12 protein-coding genes, 1 other RNA gene and 2 pseudogenes are annotated in these 15,508 nt (G+C 60.2%); 8 read left to right on the forward strand and 7 right to left on the reverse strand.

The genetic code is table 11. From position 1 onward, the window contains the following. Positions 1–35: 35 nt before the first annotated feature. The 4 genes and pseudogenes from ssrA to L0Z65_RS06805 all read left to right on the forward strand — a co-directional run bounded on the left by ssrA (position 36) and on the right by L0Z65_RS06805 (position 3,189). Positions 36–388, forward strand: a transfer-messenger RNA (tmRNA) gene (ssrA, locus tag L0Z65_RS06790). Positions 389–702: 314 nt separating this feature from the next. After that, positions 703–1,140 carry an ester cyclase gene (locus L0Z65_RS06795; RefSeq protein ID WP_405111866.1) on the forward strand — a complete coding sequence of 146 codons (438 nt, stop codon included), beginning with the start codon at positions 703–705 and terminating at the stop codon, positions 1,138–1,140. Positions 1,141–1,275: 135 nt separating this feature from the next. After that, a pseudogene (chrA, locus tag L0Z65_RS06800) lies at positions 1,276–2,577 on the forward strand (chromate efflux transporter). Positions 2,578–2,712: 135 nt separating this feature from the next. Beyond that, positions 2,713–3,189 carry an SspB family protein gene (locus L0Z65_RS06805; protein ID WP_024097465.1) on the forward strand — a complete coding sequence of 159 codons (477 nt, stop codon included), beginning with the start codon at positions 2,713–2,715 and terminating at the stop codon, positions 3,187–3,189. Positions 3,190–3,342: 153 nt separating this feature from the next. Here L0Z65_RS06805 and L0Z65_RS06810 read toward each other — a convergent pair whose 3' ends face one another. After that, a complete protein-coding gene (locus tag L0Z65_RS06810) occupies positions 3,343–3,984 on the reverse strand; it encodes a hypothetical protein (RefSeq protein WP_405111869.1) in 642 nt (213 codons plus the stop codon). A gap of 214 nt (positions 3,985–4,198) precedes the next feature. On the opposite strand from L0Z65_RS06810, the gene fumC reads away from it, so the two are divergent. Genes fumC through L0Z65_RS06825 form a run of 3 tightly spaced genes read left to right on the forward strand, consistent with a single transcriptional unit; the run spans position 4,199 to position 6,010 of the window. Continuing rightward, on the forward strand, positions 4,199–5,593 hold the full coding sequence (fumC, locus tag L0Z65_RS06815) for a class II fumarate hydratase (protein ID WP_405111872.1): 1,395 nt from the start codon (positions 4,199–4,201) through the stop codon (positions 5,591–5,593). Continuing rightward, a complete protein-coding gene (locus L0Z65_RS06820; protein WP_405111875.1) occupies positions 5,593–5,799 on the forward strand; it encodes a DUF4169 family protein in 207 nt (68 codons plus the stop codon). The genes fumC and L0Z65_RS06820 overlap by 1 nt, the downstream gene beginning before the upstream one ends. After that, the gene (locus L0Z65_RS06825; protein WP_405111878.1) at positions 5,792–6,010 is read left to right on the forward strand and encodes a ribbon-helix-helix domain-containing protein; all 219 of its coding nucleotides are present in this window, start codon (positions 5,792–5,794) and stop codon (positions 6,008–6,010) included. The genes L0Z65_RS06820 and L0Z65_RS06825 overlap by 8 nt, the downstream gene beginning before the upstream one ends. Positions 6,011–6,152: 142 nt before the next feature. Here the strand turns inward: L0Z65_RS06825 and L0Z65_RS06830 are convergent. The 3 genes and pseudogenes from L0Z65_RS06830 to L0Z65_RS06840 all read right to left on the reverse strand — a co-directional run bounded on the left by L0Z65_RS06830 (position 6,153) and on the right by L0Z65_RS06840 (position 9,796). Continuing rightward, positions 6,153–7,515 (reverse strand): annotated as a pseudogene (locus L0Z65_RS06830) (cytochrome P450). Between the two features lie 68 nt (positions 7,516–7,583). Next, on the reverse strand, positions 7,584–8,792 hold the full coding sequence (locus L0Z65_RS06835) for a hypothetical protein (RefSeq protein WP_405112478.1): 1,209 nt from the start codon (positions 8,790–8,792) through the stop codon (positions 7,584–7,586). A 251-nt stretch (positions 8,793–9,043) separates the two neighbouring features. Beyond that, positions 9,044–9,796 (reverse strand): cytochrome c biogenesis CcdA family protein, encoded by a 753-nt coding sequence (locus L0Z65_RS06840; protein WP_096789055.1) that lies wholly within the window; start codon positions 9,794–9,796, stop codon positions 9,044–9,046. Positions 9,797–9,889: 93 nt separating this feature from the next. Between L0Z65_RS06840 and L0Z65_RS06845 the strand changes: the two genes are divergently transcribed. Then, positions 9,890–10,123, forward strand: coding sequence for a sulfurtransferase TusA family protein (locus L0Z65_RS06845; RefSeq protein WP_040169560.1), 234 nt, complete (start codon positions 9,890–9,892; stop codon positions 10,121–10,123). Between the two features lie 2 nt (positions 10,124–10,125). Here the strand turns inward: L0Z65_RS06845 and L0Z65_RS06850 are convergent, their stop codons facing one another. The 3 genes from L0Z65_RS06850 to L0Z65_RS06860 form a co-directional block, all read right to left on the reverse strand. Next, complete coding sequence (locus L0Z65_RS06850; protein ID WP_405111881.1) at positions 10,126–10,560, reverse strand: DUF4440 domain-containing protein; 435 nt, start codon at positions 10,558–10,560, stop codon at positions 10,126–10,128. A gap of 75 nt (positions 10,561–10,635) precedes the next feature. After that, positions 10,636–13,584 carry a ribonuclease E/G gene (locus L0Z65_RS06855; RefSeq protein WP_405111884.1) on the reverse strand — a complete coding sequence of 983 codons (2,949 nt, stop codon included), beginning with the start codon at positions 13,582–13,584 and terminating at the stop codon, positions 10,636–10,638. Between the two features lie 563 nt (positions 13,585–14,147). Further along, positions 14,148–15,485 (reverse strand): sigma-54 dependent transcriptional regulator, encoded by a 1,338-nt coding sequence (locus L0Z65_RS06860; RefSeq protein WP_014879832.1) that lies wholly within the window; start codon positions 15,483–15,485, stop codon positions 14,148–14,150. Positions 15,486–15,508 lie beyond the last annotated feature (23 nt).

A 15,508-nucleotide genomic window follows, 5' to 3' on the forward strand; every position in this document is an offset into this window, starting at 1 on the left:
ACCCGATCAGAAACCTTGCAGGATTTTGATACCGCCCCCTTTGCATCCGACAAAAACCTGCCTATATAAGATTTGTTCTTCGGAACTATGGACATAAACGCGCTCGTAATAAGCGGATCGGACCCGGGGGCGGTACCCGGCGACTCCACCAAAACATCCTTCATTTGGGGATCATGGGGTCGAAACAGGATCGACGAACGTCTAAAGGGGTTAGCTTTGTCTCGGCTGTCTGCCACCGTTATCGGCGAAACTTGTACAATTGCAAATGACAATCGTGCTCCGGCAATGGCAGTAGCAGCGTAAGCTGTTAATGTCGCCGAAACTTAAGTCCTTATGCCTAGCCGTGTAAGGCGGGGTTCGCAGGTACCTGGCAACAGAAACCTGCACTTTCCTCCCCCCATACTCCGATGCCTGTGACCGTGCGATGGTCAGGCAGCTTGTTGATCTGGCAGGAAGACTTGATCTGACGGTGAGAATGGTCTTCACTCATCACCAACTGCAGGATGGCCATAGGGCTGGACCAGGCGTTCAAACTTTGTTCAGAATTGTGGTCCAGTCTGATCGCAGAAACCTGCCTGACCCTTTGGACCTACTCAGCCAACAGCAGGCGGAGCCCACTACACCGCGCGCGCCAGACCGGCCCGTTCAAGACCAACGATTGCTACGTCAAGTCGACCTCTGCCTGCAGACATTCGGGGATATATGAAAAACAGCGAACGGCTCTTTCAGTGGTTTCATGATGTCTGGGTTGGTCAAAATCTGGATCTGGTTGAGCCGATGTTTCATCCCAATCTGGAGGTCAACGGCCCCTTGCATGGCGCCGTCGCCATTGCTGCAGACTACCGGGAGGTTGTTGGCACGCTGCACAATATCTTCCATGATCTTGACCTCACTCTGACCCATGCGCTGGATGATGATGACTATGCTGCGATACGGATCCGGGTGCAGGGCTATGGCCGCGCCGATGAACCCCTGGATTATTTCGGTCAGTTGATTGTGCGGATGCAGGATGGCCAGATCCGCGAGTTTCTGTCGAATTTCGACTATATGACGATGTTCGAACAGCTGGGCCAGCTGCCGCCGGATTGCCTGCCGATCTGCATGACGGGCGAGCGGCTCATCTGGGCTGATGAAACCTGAGGGGCGCGCCCCATCTGGGCGCTGCCCTATAATATATCTATAGTTGCTGCGGGTTTCCGTTGCGGCTGTATCGCCACCCACTGGCGCTGCGCGCGGGGAATGATAGAAGGTCATCGACCAGTCAGTGGGGCGCCTATGACCGAGATATCAGCAGATCCCAAAACCTCATCAAGCAGCGATGCGATCGCTATGGCCGATCTGATCCGGGTTTTTGGCCGTATCGGGCTGATGTCCTTTGGTGGGCTAAGCAGCTCAGATTGCGCTGATGCATAAGGAACTGGTCGAGGACCGCCCCTGGCTGAGTGAGGCCGGATTTCTGCGCGCGCTGTCGTTTTGCATGATGCTGCCGGGCCCTGAGGCGATGCAGTTGGCCACCTATGCTTAGCTGGCGGTTGCGCGGCGGCCTTGGTGGTGTTCTGGCTGGGCTGCTGTTTGTGCTGCCGGGGGCATTGGTGATTGCCGCACTGGTTTATCTATACGTGAACTTTGGCACGCAACCAATTGTTCAGGAGGGATTTCTCGGCATCAAAGCCGCAGTTGTTGCCATCGTTTTGCAGGCCCTCCAGCGGCTGGGTAAGAAGGCGTTGCATGGGCGGACGGATCTGGCACTGGCCGCGTTTGGCTTCCTCGCGTTGTTTCTCTTTGATCTGCCGTTTCCGCTGGTCCTGCTGACCGCTGCGTTTCTCGGCAGTTTGCGTGGGGTTTCGGCGAAGGCTGAGCCTCAGGCGCTGACACCCGCGACCGCGGGGCCTGTCTGGGTGACGCTGTTGCTCTGGGGTGGTTTGTGGCTGCTGCCCCTCGGCGCGCTGAGCCTGTTTGGCCCACAGCTACTTGCAGATATTGGATGGTTTTTTGCCAAGCTGGCCGTGGTCACCTTTGGCGGCGCCTATGCGGTGCTGGCTTATATGTCGCAGACCGTGGTCGCGCAGTACCAGTGGATCGAAACAGGTCAGATGATTGATGCACTGGGGCTGGCGGAGACAACACCGGGACCGCTGATCCTGGTGACGCAATTTGTGGCGATGCTGGCTTAGCGCGCTGGCCTCTGGCATGTGGATGGCGCTGGCGGCTGGGTTGGTGGCGCTTTGGGCGACGTTTATGCCCTGTTTTCTCTGGATCTTTCTCGCTGCCCCTCATGTGGAGCGGATTGCCAGCCATCCCCGGCTGGGCGCCGCACTGCGAGCGATTACAGCCGTTGTGGTGGGGGTTATCCTGAACCTGTCGGTCTGGTTTTTGCTGCATGTGCTGTTTCGTGAGACTGTCACGTTGGAGCTGCCCGCGATTTCGTTGATGCTGCCGGTGATGGCCAGCCTTGATGTCTCTGCCGCTCTGCTGGTGCTGGCAGCGCCGGTTGTGGCGCTGGCATGCGGCGGCCGACTGGCCTTGATTTTGCCCGTCATGGCCGGGCTTGGTATCGCGATGGCGCAGATCATCTGAGCCGCGCAATCGCAGCGTAAATGCCACGCGTGATCCCGCTAGTGTCAGAAATTATTTACGAATCCCTAACGAGCGGCTCTTTAGTTTCCGGCAGAAATCCGTATTCTGAACGCAAAGAGACTTAAGGGTATCGGAATGTCCCGCGAAATTGACTATGGAAATCTGATGCATTCGGCCATGCGTGGCCTGATCCGCTCGGTTCTGGATGGGGTGGCGGAGCACGGGCTGCCCGGCAACCACCATTTCTTTATCACCTTTGACACCTCACACCCGGATGCGGAACTGGCGGATTGGCTGTCGGACCGCTACCCCGGCGAGATGACCGTGGTCATGCAGCACTGGTTCGACAATCTGGATGTCGGCGAGGACGGGTTTGCCATCACGCTGAATTTCGGCGACGCACCGGAGCCGCTTTATATTCCTTACGACGCGATCAAGACCTTCGTGGATCCGTCTGTGGAGTTTGGCCTGCGCTTTGAATCCCCGGAGGATGACGACGAGGTTGAGGAAATGGTCGCCGAACTCGACGATGATATTGAGATTGAGGTGGAGGAAGATCCGGCGGACAAGAAGCCCGCTGACGTCGTCTCGCTCGACAGTTTCCGCAAGTAACAGAATTTCCGGCCTAGCTGGGCCGGTGCCCACTTAGGCAGATGCGCTGCATAACCCATGCGGCGCATTTTTCACATCTGGGGTGATGGCAAGATGAGGTTTGCCCCTTAATACGCTGTTAATAAATATATTTACAGGCTTCAGAGCAGGGCATTAACGGCGCTCAAGAAAGGTTTTCAATTCCTTGCGCGGGAAACCGTTGCGATGCGAGGAATAAACAAGATCCAGTCCGCCCTCCGCCAATGTGCGATCATACTGCTGCATTTCGTAGTCGCCATTGGGGCCGATAAACATCGAAAACACCGTCAGCGTGTCCCCAATAATCCGGCCCCAGACGTAGGGCTCCCCCTTCATCGGGTCGAGCTGCACAGTATGCCCGAAAACATTGCGCTTCATCGCGGCGGCAAAGATATCAGCCCGTTCGGTTGGCTGGAATTCTACATTGTAGGATTTGGTTTTGCGGCGACCGTCCTTCTTCAGCGAGGTCGTGGTCCATTGAACATAAAACCCGTCATCACTGTTGGCGAGGGGACCAATCCGAACCGTCGCATCGCGCTGTTCCTTGCTGCCATCGGGGTTGGGCACCTCTAGCGAGCCCTGATAGCGCCCGAAGAACGGGCGCACATCGGCCGCAATCGCCTGCCCCGCCAACACGATGATCATCAACAGCGCCAGAAACCCCGCCTGGATCTGCCACTGTAACCGCGCCAGAGACAGCGTTCTGCCCCGCGCAGGGCGCCGATGCCTGCCCTTGGTCGCGGCCTGCTGTGGCGGTTTGGCTTGATATGTCAGCACGGGCAGATCCTTTGGATTGTTGTCTGTCGCGGGTGTAACTGCGCTTAATCTAGCGGTCTTCTGATCTGGTGCAATAACTCATCCTGCAATGGCCCCTATACCTTGGGTTCGGAATGGCTATGCTGCGCGAAACTGCGCAATTGCCTCGTAGCCCAACCCGAGGTAGACGGCATACCGACGCATACATTTAGTCATCACAGACGGAGAGAGACTTATGTCCGATACCCGCACCGAAACCGACAGCTTCGGTCCGCTTGAAGTCCCCGCCAACAAGTACTGGGGCGCCCAGACCCAGCGGTCGATCATGAACTTCCCAATTGGCTGGGAAAAACAGCCCGTCGCCATCGTGCGTGCGTTGGGGGTGATCAAACAGGCCTGCGCCATGGCCAACAAGGCCTCGGGCAAGCTGGACGCCAAGATCGCGGATGCGGTCATTGATGCGGCGGGCGAGGTGATCGAGGGCAAGTTTGACGACAACTTCCCGCTGGTGGTCTGGCAGACCGGGTCCGGCACCCAGTCCAACATGAATTCCAACGAAGTGATCGCCAACCGCGCGATTGAGATCCTCGGCGGCGTGATTGGCTCCAAGGATCCGGTGCACCCGAATGATCACTGCAACATGGGCCAGTCTTCCAACGACACTTTCCCCACCGCGATGCATATTGCCACCGCAATGTCCGTTCGCGACGTGCTGGTGCCGGGCCTGACCAAGCTCGCCGAAGGGCTGGAGGCAAAAGCCGAGGCGTTCAAGGACATCATCAAGATCGGCCGCACCCATACGCAGGACGCCACCCCGCTGACGCTGGGCCAGGAATTCGGCGGCTACGCGCATCAGATCCGTCAGGGTCTGGCCCGGGTCGAGGCGGCGATGCCCGGCATCTACGAGCTGGCACAGGGCGGCACCGCCGTGGGCACTGGCCTCAACACCCAAAAAGGCTGGGGCGAGGAAGTCGCTGCCAATATGGCGGAAATCACCGGCCTGCCCTTTGTAACCGCGCCGAATAAATTCGAGGCGCTGGCGGCGCATGACGCCATGGTGTTCCTGTCCGGTGCGCTCGCGACCATTGCGGGCAGCTGCTACAAGATCGCCAACGACATCCGCTTCCTCGGTTCCGGGCCTCGTTCCGGTCTGGGTGAGCTGATCCTGCCGGAAAATGAGCCGGGGTCCTCGATCATGCCGGGCAAGGTGAACCCGACACAGGCCGAGGCGCTGACGCAGGTCGCGGCCCACGTCATGGGCAATGACGCGGCGATCAAATTCGCAGGCTCGCAGGGTCATTTCGAGCTGAACGTCTACAACCCGATGATGTCCTACAACCTGCTGCAATCCATCCAGCTCTTGGGCGACGCGGCGGACAGCTTCACCGAGCGGATGCTGAACGGTATTGAGGCCAATGAGCCGCGCATCGACAAGCTGATGAAAGAGTCGCTGATGCTGGTGACCGCGCTGGCGCCGACCATCGGTTACGACAATGCCACCAAGGTCGCCAAAACCGCGCATAAGAACGGCACCACGCTGAAGGAAGAGGCGATCGCGCTTGGCTTCGTGGATGAGGCGACGTTTGACGCCGTTGTCCGCCCCGAGCAGATGATCGGCCCGAAAGACTGATGGCTGGTTCCGGTTCAGGCCCGGTTAATCTGAACCGGTATCGCAAGGAAAAGGCGCGGGCCGAGAAAAAGGCCCGCGCCGACCAAAATGCCGTGACCTATGGCCGGACGAAGGCTGAGAAGGATCTGGACAAAGCCCGTAACGCGCAAGACGTCCGGCGACTGGATGGCATAAAACGCGACAATCCCAAGACCGACGATGACTAATCGCCCCCGGAAACACTCGCTGACTTTGCGGGGTCACCGTACCTCGGTGTCGCTGGAGGATGAGTTCTGGCAGGCCTTCCGCGAGATTGCGGCTGAAGACGGGCGTGCCATCAATGATCTGGCCGCCGAAATTGACGAGACCAGAGGCGTGGACTGCGGTTTGGCCTCTGCCATTCGCCTGCATGTGCTGCGATATCTAAGGTCGCGTTAACCAAGTTTGGCACCTTAGAGAGATGCCGGTCCCTGCCCACTCTCACCGCTGATGGCCGATTGCTGCAACTATTCCCGTCGCAAGCCACTGCAAAAGGCGGCGTGGTGCGTCGCCAGAAGCGGGGCATTGAACGGCTGCTGGGTTAGCGCGGGATGAGCCGCAACCAGATCCCGTTTTTCGACCGAACTGTCAGATGCGCGACTGGGACGGGTTCTTGCTCCGCAACAGGTTCCACCCGAAACCGCTGCAGGATCATCGACAGGATCAGCGGTCCTTCAATCATTGCAAAACCGGCACCTGTACAGACACGCGGTCCAGCCGAAAACGGGATATAGGCCTCGCGCTGGCAGGTCTTGCCGTTCTCCGTCTGCCACCGCCCGGGATCAAATCCGTCCGGATTTTCCCAGAGCCGTTCGTGACGGTGCAGGTGCCAGGGGCTCAGCACAACCTGCGCGCCCTTTGGAACAGTCCGGCCACGAAACTGCTGCGGGCAGCTGGCCTCGCGTACCATCATCGGCACCGGCGGATAAAGGCGCAGCGCCTCGCGGAAGACATCGCGACTGATCCGCAACTTAGCCGCCGCGGCAAACTGGTCCAGCGACAGCGTCGCCGCCTCCGTTGCGATTTCCTCCTGCCAGTCGGGGGCCAAAGCCACCAGGTAAAGTGCCCAGGCCAATGCAGACGCGCTGGTCTCATGCCCGGCCAGAAAAAAGATCGCCACCTGATCGACCATCTCATCCGTCGTGAACCGCTCGCCGGTTTCGGGGTCTTGCGTGGTCATGATCTTGGTGGCCAGATCATCCGGCGCATGGCCTGATGCGATGGCCGTCATGCGCTGTTGCGTGAGATCCCTGATCAGACCCCGGATCCGGGCCGCATTGCGCCGCGTGGCGGGGCGGTGAAAGCGCGGCAGCCAACGCGGCAGCGGCACAAAGGCCGCGAGATTGAGGATGGGCTGTGCCTGCTGGTAGGCCCGAAATCGGTGAAACACCTCCTGTGCCAGATGATGCTCAATCGGGATCGAAAACAGCGTGCGGAAGATCACATCCGCTGCCGCGTGGGAGGTTTCCGCCTCGATTTCAATGGGCGCGTCCGGATCCTTGTTCAACTGATCAGAAAGACGGGTGACAGCCGCCTGCGCAGCGGCGTGAATGGCCGGGTAGATCTCACGCAGCCAGCCTCCTTCAAACGCGGGGTCAATGATCCGGCGCTGCCGTTTCCAGACCTCGCCATTGGTAAGAAAAACCGAATTCCCAAGCAGCGGGCGCAGCCCCTCACCAATGCGGTTGGATTTCGGGAATACCTCCGGGCGGTCCTTTAGCACCGTGCGCACCAGATCCGGTTGATTGACCAGAAAAGACCGAAAGAAGGGCGTGCGAAACTCTGCCATCCAGGCACGATAAAGCTTGGCTTAGCTGTGCCGAGAGAAGATCCGCGCGAAACAGCCGCAGATAGCGCCAAAGCGAGACCTTGGCGGCGCGGGCCGCAGGTTTTGGTGGGATGATCACAGGTCCCTCAGCTGATGCAGCAGCCTCGCTGTCAGGGCGATCATCCAAGTGCGGCAGATCACCCATCACCCACCAACCGAAGTGTATTTGGACGCGGTCACATCAATGCGTGAGCGCGACGGATTGCGGGTGCGATAGCGGCTTTCCAATGTGCGCGGACCTGCCGTGATCTGAAAATAGTCGTAGTCTCCCGGCTGATCAAAGGCGCAGAGATATTGGAAATGCAGCCGGAAGAAGCGCCAGCGCAGTGCCGCCCATCGTGCCGGGCTGAGGGTCTGGGTAAAGGCCGCCGAGATAACCAGCGGCCAGCGTTTCTGCGGTTGGGACACCCCCGTGACCGCGACCGGATCACAGAGCGCAAAGGCACAGCCATCCCCCGGTGCGGTGACATCGACCCAGCAAAGATCTCCCCGCCCGGAGAGGTCACGCAGATCACGCCGCAGGCGATGCGCCTCAGGCAGGAAGGAGACCATCGGCACCACCTGCCCCAGGCTCAAAAACCCCAGCACCGCATGACGCCCCGCCAGCCCGCTGCGCTGCACATCAGCCAGCACGCTGACACCGACATGCGCCCCGGACGAATGGCCCACCACCAGCACCTCATCATAGTTTGGATCGCTGAGCGCCACGGCAATCTCACCCGCGAATTGAGCGATACGCTGCTCCAGCTCGGGTGCGTAGGCGCCGCGCAGGGCTGCAGAATGGGCGTAATCATGCATCAGATAATAGGCAAAGAGACGGCTATCCTGCCGCCGGAACCAACGCAACAGCATGGCTGCCGCGACCAGACCGGCGACCCAAAACACCAGTGCAGCCAGCGCCCCACCCCATGTGGAGGTCAGCCCAAGCCGGGCAACGCCCCCCTGCCCCAGACGCGCGATGACCAGCGCCACGATGAAGGCCAGCGCCGCCTGCAGCAACAGCATCCCCACGGGGTACAGGGCAGCAATGACCGGCCCTTTGCGCAGCCACATCAGCCGTCGCAGCGTTCCGGTGGAAATATAGATCCAGGCGGTACGCACCATCTGCCAATAGGTCTCGGCAATGGATGGATCCATACTGTCCTGCACGATGTCGGACCAGACCAGCACGTCAACATCGGTGTCGACCTCATGCCCCTCAATCTGCGCCTGGACCTGCCAGCCAAAGCCGCCTGCGCCGTCGGTCGCGGTGGCGGTCTTGGGACGCGGCACCAGAGACAGCTGATAGCCGGAAATCTCGGCCTGCGCTGCGCCCTCGCTGCGATATAGCTCACGGTAGCGGCGCGGCGGCATCGGGTCGTAGCCGGGGATATAGAAGACCTTGCGACGACGTACAGGCGGATCCTGCGGTGCGCCGTCCGGATCCCGGTGCGGCGCACTGGCTGTGGGGGTTTTGGGGTTCTGCTCTTGCACGGATTGCGCGGCCCGATTTGCCTGTTGTTGTCCGCTCAGCTTAGCCGCGCTGCATCAAAAGCGTAAGCCCCGCCGGTGATTTGCCGAGCGGGGCTTTTGATCCGAGCAAAAGCCGCGATGGGTCGTGCGGATCAGCCGAGGGTCGCCAGCGCCGGGAAGGTCTCCAACAACCAGAAGGAGAATTCAGAAAACAGTCCGGTGACAAGCATCACACCGACAAAGATCAGCAACCCGCCCATGAATTTCTCGATCACACCCATGTAGGGCTTGATCCGGTTCATCAGCACCATGGAGCGGGTGAGGAAGATCGCCGCTAGCAGGAACGGCACCCCCAGCCCCAGCGCGTAGATCCCCAGCAGCAAGGTGCCGCGTGTGACCGAAGCCTCAGTCGCCGCCAGCGACAGGATCGCGCCGAGTTGAGGGCCGATGCAGGGGGTCCAGCCGAAGGCAAAGGCCAAGCCCAGAATATAGGCGCCAACTGCCGAGCCGCCGGATTGATCGGTTTCCATCCGCGCCTCACGATCAAGCAGCGGAATGCGGAACACAGAAAGGAAATGCAGCCCGAAGACAATCACCACAACGCCGGAGACCTGCGCAAAAAGCTCCTGATTCTGCAGCACAAACGCGCCGAAGGCCGAAGCGGTGAAGCCCAGCAGCAGAAACACCGTAGACAGCCCCATGATGAAGAACAGCGCGGCCACAATGGCCTTGCGTCTGGCCTGCGCCGTGCCTTGGATCTCTCCAATGGAGACGCCGCTCATATAGGCCAGATAGGGCGGCACGATGGGCAGCACACAGGGCGACAGAAAACTGACCAATCCAGCCGTTAGCGCCACCAGCATGGCAGGGATCAGCCCTGCGTCGATGATTTCAATTCCAAACATGCCCAACCCTTAGACCAGCCTCTGACAAAGGTCACGGGGGGAGCTGGTCACAACCTTGTGGACAGGATGAAACAACCGGATTATCTGCAAGGGATGACCCACGAAAACGAGATCCTCGACGCCCTCGGGCTGCTCTGTCCTCTGCCCGTGCTAAAGGCACGTAAGCGTCTGAAACCATTGGCCTCTGGCAGGGTATTGGAGGTGCATGCAGATGACCCGGCTGCGGTGGTGGACATCCCGCATTTCTGCCATGAGGCGGGCCATGAGCTGCTGGAAATCCGCGACAATCCGCAGCATCAGATCTACCTGATCCGCAAGGGTGGCTGAGATCAGGGGAGCAGGTTTTCTGCTCCCTCTGGCAGGGCTTCGGTGTCCTGACTGAAGATATTGATCCAGCCGCCATCCTGACGCTGCCAAATCGAACTGACATACATTGCAGCGCCTTCAGCCTCCCCCTCTGCCTGCCCCGGACGGGTGTAGCTGGCGCGGTAGGCTAGCAGCGCTGTCTCGGGGCCAAGCGGCAAAACGCGCGCATCCTCGATGCTGAACTCTGCAACCGTCGGACCCTGGGCAAGCTGATCGGTATGATCGTCCCGCCCGGCAAAACCGCTTGGATAGACGCCCAGAAACTGCGGATGCAATGCGGCCCGGTCAGCGGCGATATCGCCCTGTTGCAATGCGGTCCAGACGGCCGTTTCCGCGGCGAGAAGCTCCTGCAGCAGCGCCTTTGTCGTCGTGGTTTCTGTCTGCATGTCGGTGTTCATTGCGGTCCTCATCCCGGTCCGGGGGCCTGACATGAAAAAGGCGGGCCTGATGCCCGCCTTTTCAGTCTTTTGCGATCAGCTGCCAACCGACCACCAGCCGCGCCGTTTCGGCTTCGGCGGGCTTGCCGGTTCAGCTTCGGCAGTGGCCAGCTCCGGTTCCGGGGCTGTCTCCACCTCTTCCGTCGAAGCCTCTGCGGTCTGTGACCCGGCGGCCTCTGTCGCTGTTTCCTCAGCGGCAGGGGTGTCCTGATCTGCGACAACATCCTCAGCGGTGGCCTCATCCGCTACGATCTGGCTCGGTGCGGCCTCTTCAGCTATGGCGGCGGTCTCTGCTTCGGCGGCGGCGGCGGGCACCTCTGCGGCGGCGTCACCGTTCAGCGCTGCGGGTTCCGCAGCAGCCTCAGCGGGCGTCTCTGCGCTCTCAACGGGAGCCTCGGCAGGTTTGTTGTCCTCCGCCTTTGCGTCCTCAACCACCTCTTTGACCTCAGCCACAGGCTCTGCTTTGGCGTCCGTCTCCGCCGGGGCGTCGGCCTCAGCTGTGACTGTCTCGTCAGTCTTCTTCTTGCGGCTGCGCGAGCGGGTCCGGGTGCGGGTGCGTTTCTTCACCTCACCGTCGCCCTCGCCCTCTTTGGCATCGGTGCTCTCTGCTGGCTCAGCCTTGGCGTCGGATTCGTCCGCAGCGGCGTCATCAGACGCTGTCTGGTCGTCCGCGTTTGCATCAGCCTGCGCCGCATTGTTGCTGTCATCACCGTCACCACCGGAGGATTTCCGACGACGCCGACGGCGACGCTTGCGCTTGGGTTTATTGTCGCCCTCGCCCTCATCACCTGCGGTCTGTACCTCTGCGACGTCGGCGTCATTGGTTTCAGCCTCGGCCTCATCCGCCTCGTCATTGGCCTCATCCGCATCAACCTGATCCATGATCGAGGTATCGACGGACACCACAGGCGCTGCGGCAACAGGCACCACACGGGACGCGGTCTTGAACTTCTCAAGCGAGAAATCCGGGCTGACCAGATGCGGGTCCCCTTCGATCCGTACGGAAAGACCGTAGCGGGTTTCGATCTGGGCGATATGCTCGCGCTTCTGGTTCATCAGATAGTTGGCAATGCTGACCGGGCAGCGCACCAGCACCTCGCGGGAACGACGGCGGGTGCCCTCTTCCTCAATCTGGCGCAGGATCGACAGCGCCAGCGAGTCATCCGACCGGATCAGACCGGTGCCATGGCAATGCGGACACGGGGCGGTTGTCGCCTCGATCATGCCGGGACGTAGACGCTGACGCGACATTTCCATCAGACCAAAGCCGGAGATCCGGCCTACCTGAATGCGGGCGCGGTCGGTCTTCAGCTTATCCTTCATCCGCTTTTCGACGGCGGCGTTGTTCTTACGCTCGTCCATGTCGATGAAGTCGATAACAATCAGACCGGCAAGGTCACGCAGACGCAGCTGGCGGGCCACCTCTTCGGCGGCCTCCAGGTTGGTCTTCAGCGCGGTCTCCTCGATCGAGCCTTCCTTGGTGGCGCGGCCGGAGTTCACGTCGATGGCCACCAGTGCCTCGGTGACGCCGATCACGATATAGCCACCGGATTTCAGCTGCACCGTCGGATTGAACATCGCGCCGAGGTAGCTTTCGACCTGGAAGCGCGCGAACAGCGGCAGCTGGTCCTGATAGTTTTTCACGTTCTTGGCGTGGGACGGCATGATCATCTTCATGAAGTCCTTGGCGATGCGGTAGCCGCGTTCGCCCTCAACCAGCACCTCATCAATCTCGCGGCTATAAAGGTCGCGGATCGAGCGTTTGATCAGATCGCCTTCTTCGTAGATCTTCGCAGGCGCGATGGATTTCAGCGTCAGCTCGCGGATCTGTTCCCACAGACGCTGCAGATATTCGTAATCGCGCTTGATCTCGGATTTGGTGCGTTTGGCGCCCGCAGTACGGACAATCAGCCCGGCGCCGGTCGGCACGTCGAGTTCAACGGCGATGTCCTTCAGCTTTTTGCGGTCGGCGGCATTGGTGATCTTGCGGGAGATGCCACCACCGCGCGCGGTGTTGGGCATCAGCACGCAGTAACGGCCAGCCAGCGACAGATAGGTGGTGAGGGCTGCGCCCTTGTTGCCGCGTTCCTCTTTCACGACCTGAACGAGCAGGACCTGACGAACCTTGATCACTTCCTGAATTTTGTAGCGACGTGGGCGCGGTTTGCGTACCGGGCGAATATCTTCGCTATCATCCTCATCGGCGACGGATTCGATATTCTCATCCTTCGCCGTCGCATCTGCGCCAGCGTCCTTATCGGCACTGTCATCAGACTCCGCGTCATCTGCGGCGTCGTCCGCCTCAGGTGTCGCCGTATCTGCCGCGCCCTCGGTCTCACCGGATGCGTCCTGCGCCTCAGGTGTGCCTGAGACCTCTTTGACAGCCTCTTCCACAACCGGTTCAGCAACGGTCGCGTCATCGGCGGCAGCGGCCTCAGTTTGAGCGGCCTCAGTTTGAGCGGTTTCGGGAACCTCCGCCAGCTTGGTATCAGCGGCTGCGACCTCATCGGTCAGGTCGATGGTTTCCATACCAGCGATATCAGCGCCGTTTTCAGCGGTCTCGGGGCTGACGTCCTTGGTCTCAACCACGTCAGCGGATTTTACCTCCGCAGCTTTGGTCCGGCCACGACGCGACCGCGACTGCCGCTTGGCAGGTTTGGCATCCTCTTCGTCATCGCGCGCGCGCTGTGCCTCGGCATAGGCGCGCTCTTCTTCCATCAGTGCCTCCCGGTCGGCAACCGGGATCTGATAGTAGTCGGGATGAATTTCCGAAAAGGCGAGGAAACCATGGCGGTTACCACCATAGTCCACAAAAGCCGCCTGCAGCGACGGTTCGACGCGGGTTACTTTTGCGAGGTAGATATTGCCAGCAAGCTGGCGTTTGTTTTCGGATTCAAAGTCAAATTCCTCAACCTTGTTTCCGTCGACCACCACGACGCGGGTCTCTTCCGCGTGGGTGGCATCAATAAGCATCTTCTTTGCCATGTGTCCTTGGTGCACCTGCCGCGCACGCGCGCATCTGGCCCGTTGCCGGGCGGACGTGAACGATCGGGGTGGTGTCTTGTCTGGGCGATGTCTTGTGGCGCGCGATTGGCCCATGCAGTACAGCGGTTAGCCCCGGAACATCTGTCCGGCCCTCCTGCCTGTCTGCTGTTCTCTCTCGCGCGCGTCATCGCGTTTCTTCTCCGACAGGTGGGAATACCCGCGCCCTGCCCTGATTATATCCCTGCTGAGAAACCTCAGTCAGGTGCTAAACTGCCCCGGAATACTGCGGGGCCAATCGGTCTGACTTTGCTTTCTCGGATCTTGCCGGACAAAAACAAAGGCAGCGAATCTCATCAAGAGGGGCAGGATCACGAGGCTCCCATCCCCATTTGGACAGCATAAGACCTGTGGATAGGTAATGACAATGGTCATTCGTCACAGCCGCAATCTAAATACTATCTGCTTGGTTCTTAGACGAAAATTGGTGAATAATTCGTTAGCAAACAGCAAGGGCCGCGCTCCGGAGAATGCGGCCCTGCCTGTGACTGCGTGTGGATCAGCGCTCAGGACAGATAGTCGGAACGTTGCAGGCCGTATTTGGCCATCTTTTCATTCAGCGTCCGGCGCGGCAGGCACAGTTCGTCCATGACACTGGCGATGGAGCCTTTGTGGCGGCGCATGGTGTTGTCGATCAGCATCCGCTCGAAGGCTTCGACATATTCCTTCAATGGTTTGCCCTCGGTGGTCATCACCGGCTGCATATCCTCATGATCGGACATCAGAAGCGAGGCTATGGTGCCAGAGCCGCGACGCGACTGCAGCACGGCCCGTTCGGCGATATTGATCAACTGGCGCACGTTGCCCGGCCAGGGCGCCTGCAACAGCTGGGCCGCCTCCTGCGCGCTGACTTGGGGCGCGTCACAGCCATATTCTTCGGAGAACTGCTCACTGAGGCGGGTGAACAAGGTCAGGATATCCTCACCGCGCTGGCGCAGCGGTGGCACCGTGATACGCAGCGCAGCCAACCTGTAAAACAGATCCGGGCGCAGCGCGTCCTCGCAGGTCTTGCCTGCCTCCTGCAGGTTCGAAATCGCCACGATGCGGGTCTCACCGGGGATGCCCTGCTCATTGATCACACTCAAGAGCTTGGCCTGCAGCGTCTCGCTCAGCGCGTCGATATCTTCCAGCACCAGCGTGCCGCCGCGGGCTTCCTCAATAGCGGGCAGCATGCTGTCTTCGGGCAGCATCGGGCCAAACAGACGCTTGGACAGCGCCTCTTCCTCCAGTGCGGCACAGGAGACCAGCACGAATTTCTTGCCCGCCCGGCTGCCCACCGCATGCAATGCGTGCGCTACCAGTGTCTTGCCGGTGCCGGTCTCGCCGTCGATCAGAACATGGCCGTCGGCCTGCCCCAGATCGAGGATATCTTCGCGCAGGCGCTCCATCACCGGGCTGGAGCCGATGAGTTTCTTCATGATGGTGCTGCCATCAGACAGCTCGCGGCGCAGCACCCGGTTGTCCAACGTCAGGCGGCGCGCGCCCGTGGCCCGTTTGGCCAGCTCTGACATACGATCCGGATTGAAGGGTTTTTCGAGAAAGTCGAAGGCCCCGACCCGCATCGCCTCAACCGCCATCGGCACATCGCCGTGACCGGTGATCATGATCACCGGCAGCGCAGAATCGCTGCCCATCAGTTTCTTGAGGAACTGCATCCCGTCCATGCCGGGCATTTTGATATCCGAGATGACAATGCCGGGATAATCCGGCCCCAGCACTTTCAGCGCGTCTTCGGCGCTGGCAAAGGTCTCGGTGTCATAGCCAGACAGCGCCAGCCATTGGCTGATCGACTGTCGCATATCCTGTTCATCATCGACGATCGCGATTTTCATGGCCTGTGCCATTCGCGTGCCCTCCATCCAGTGAT

It is taken from the genome of Phaeobacter sp. BS52 (genome assembly GCF_045040595.1).
GTDB lineage: Bacteria > Pseudomonadota > Alphaproteobacteria > Rhodobacterales > Rhodobacteraceae > Phaeobacter > Phaeobacter piscinae.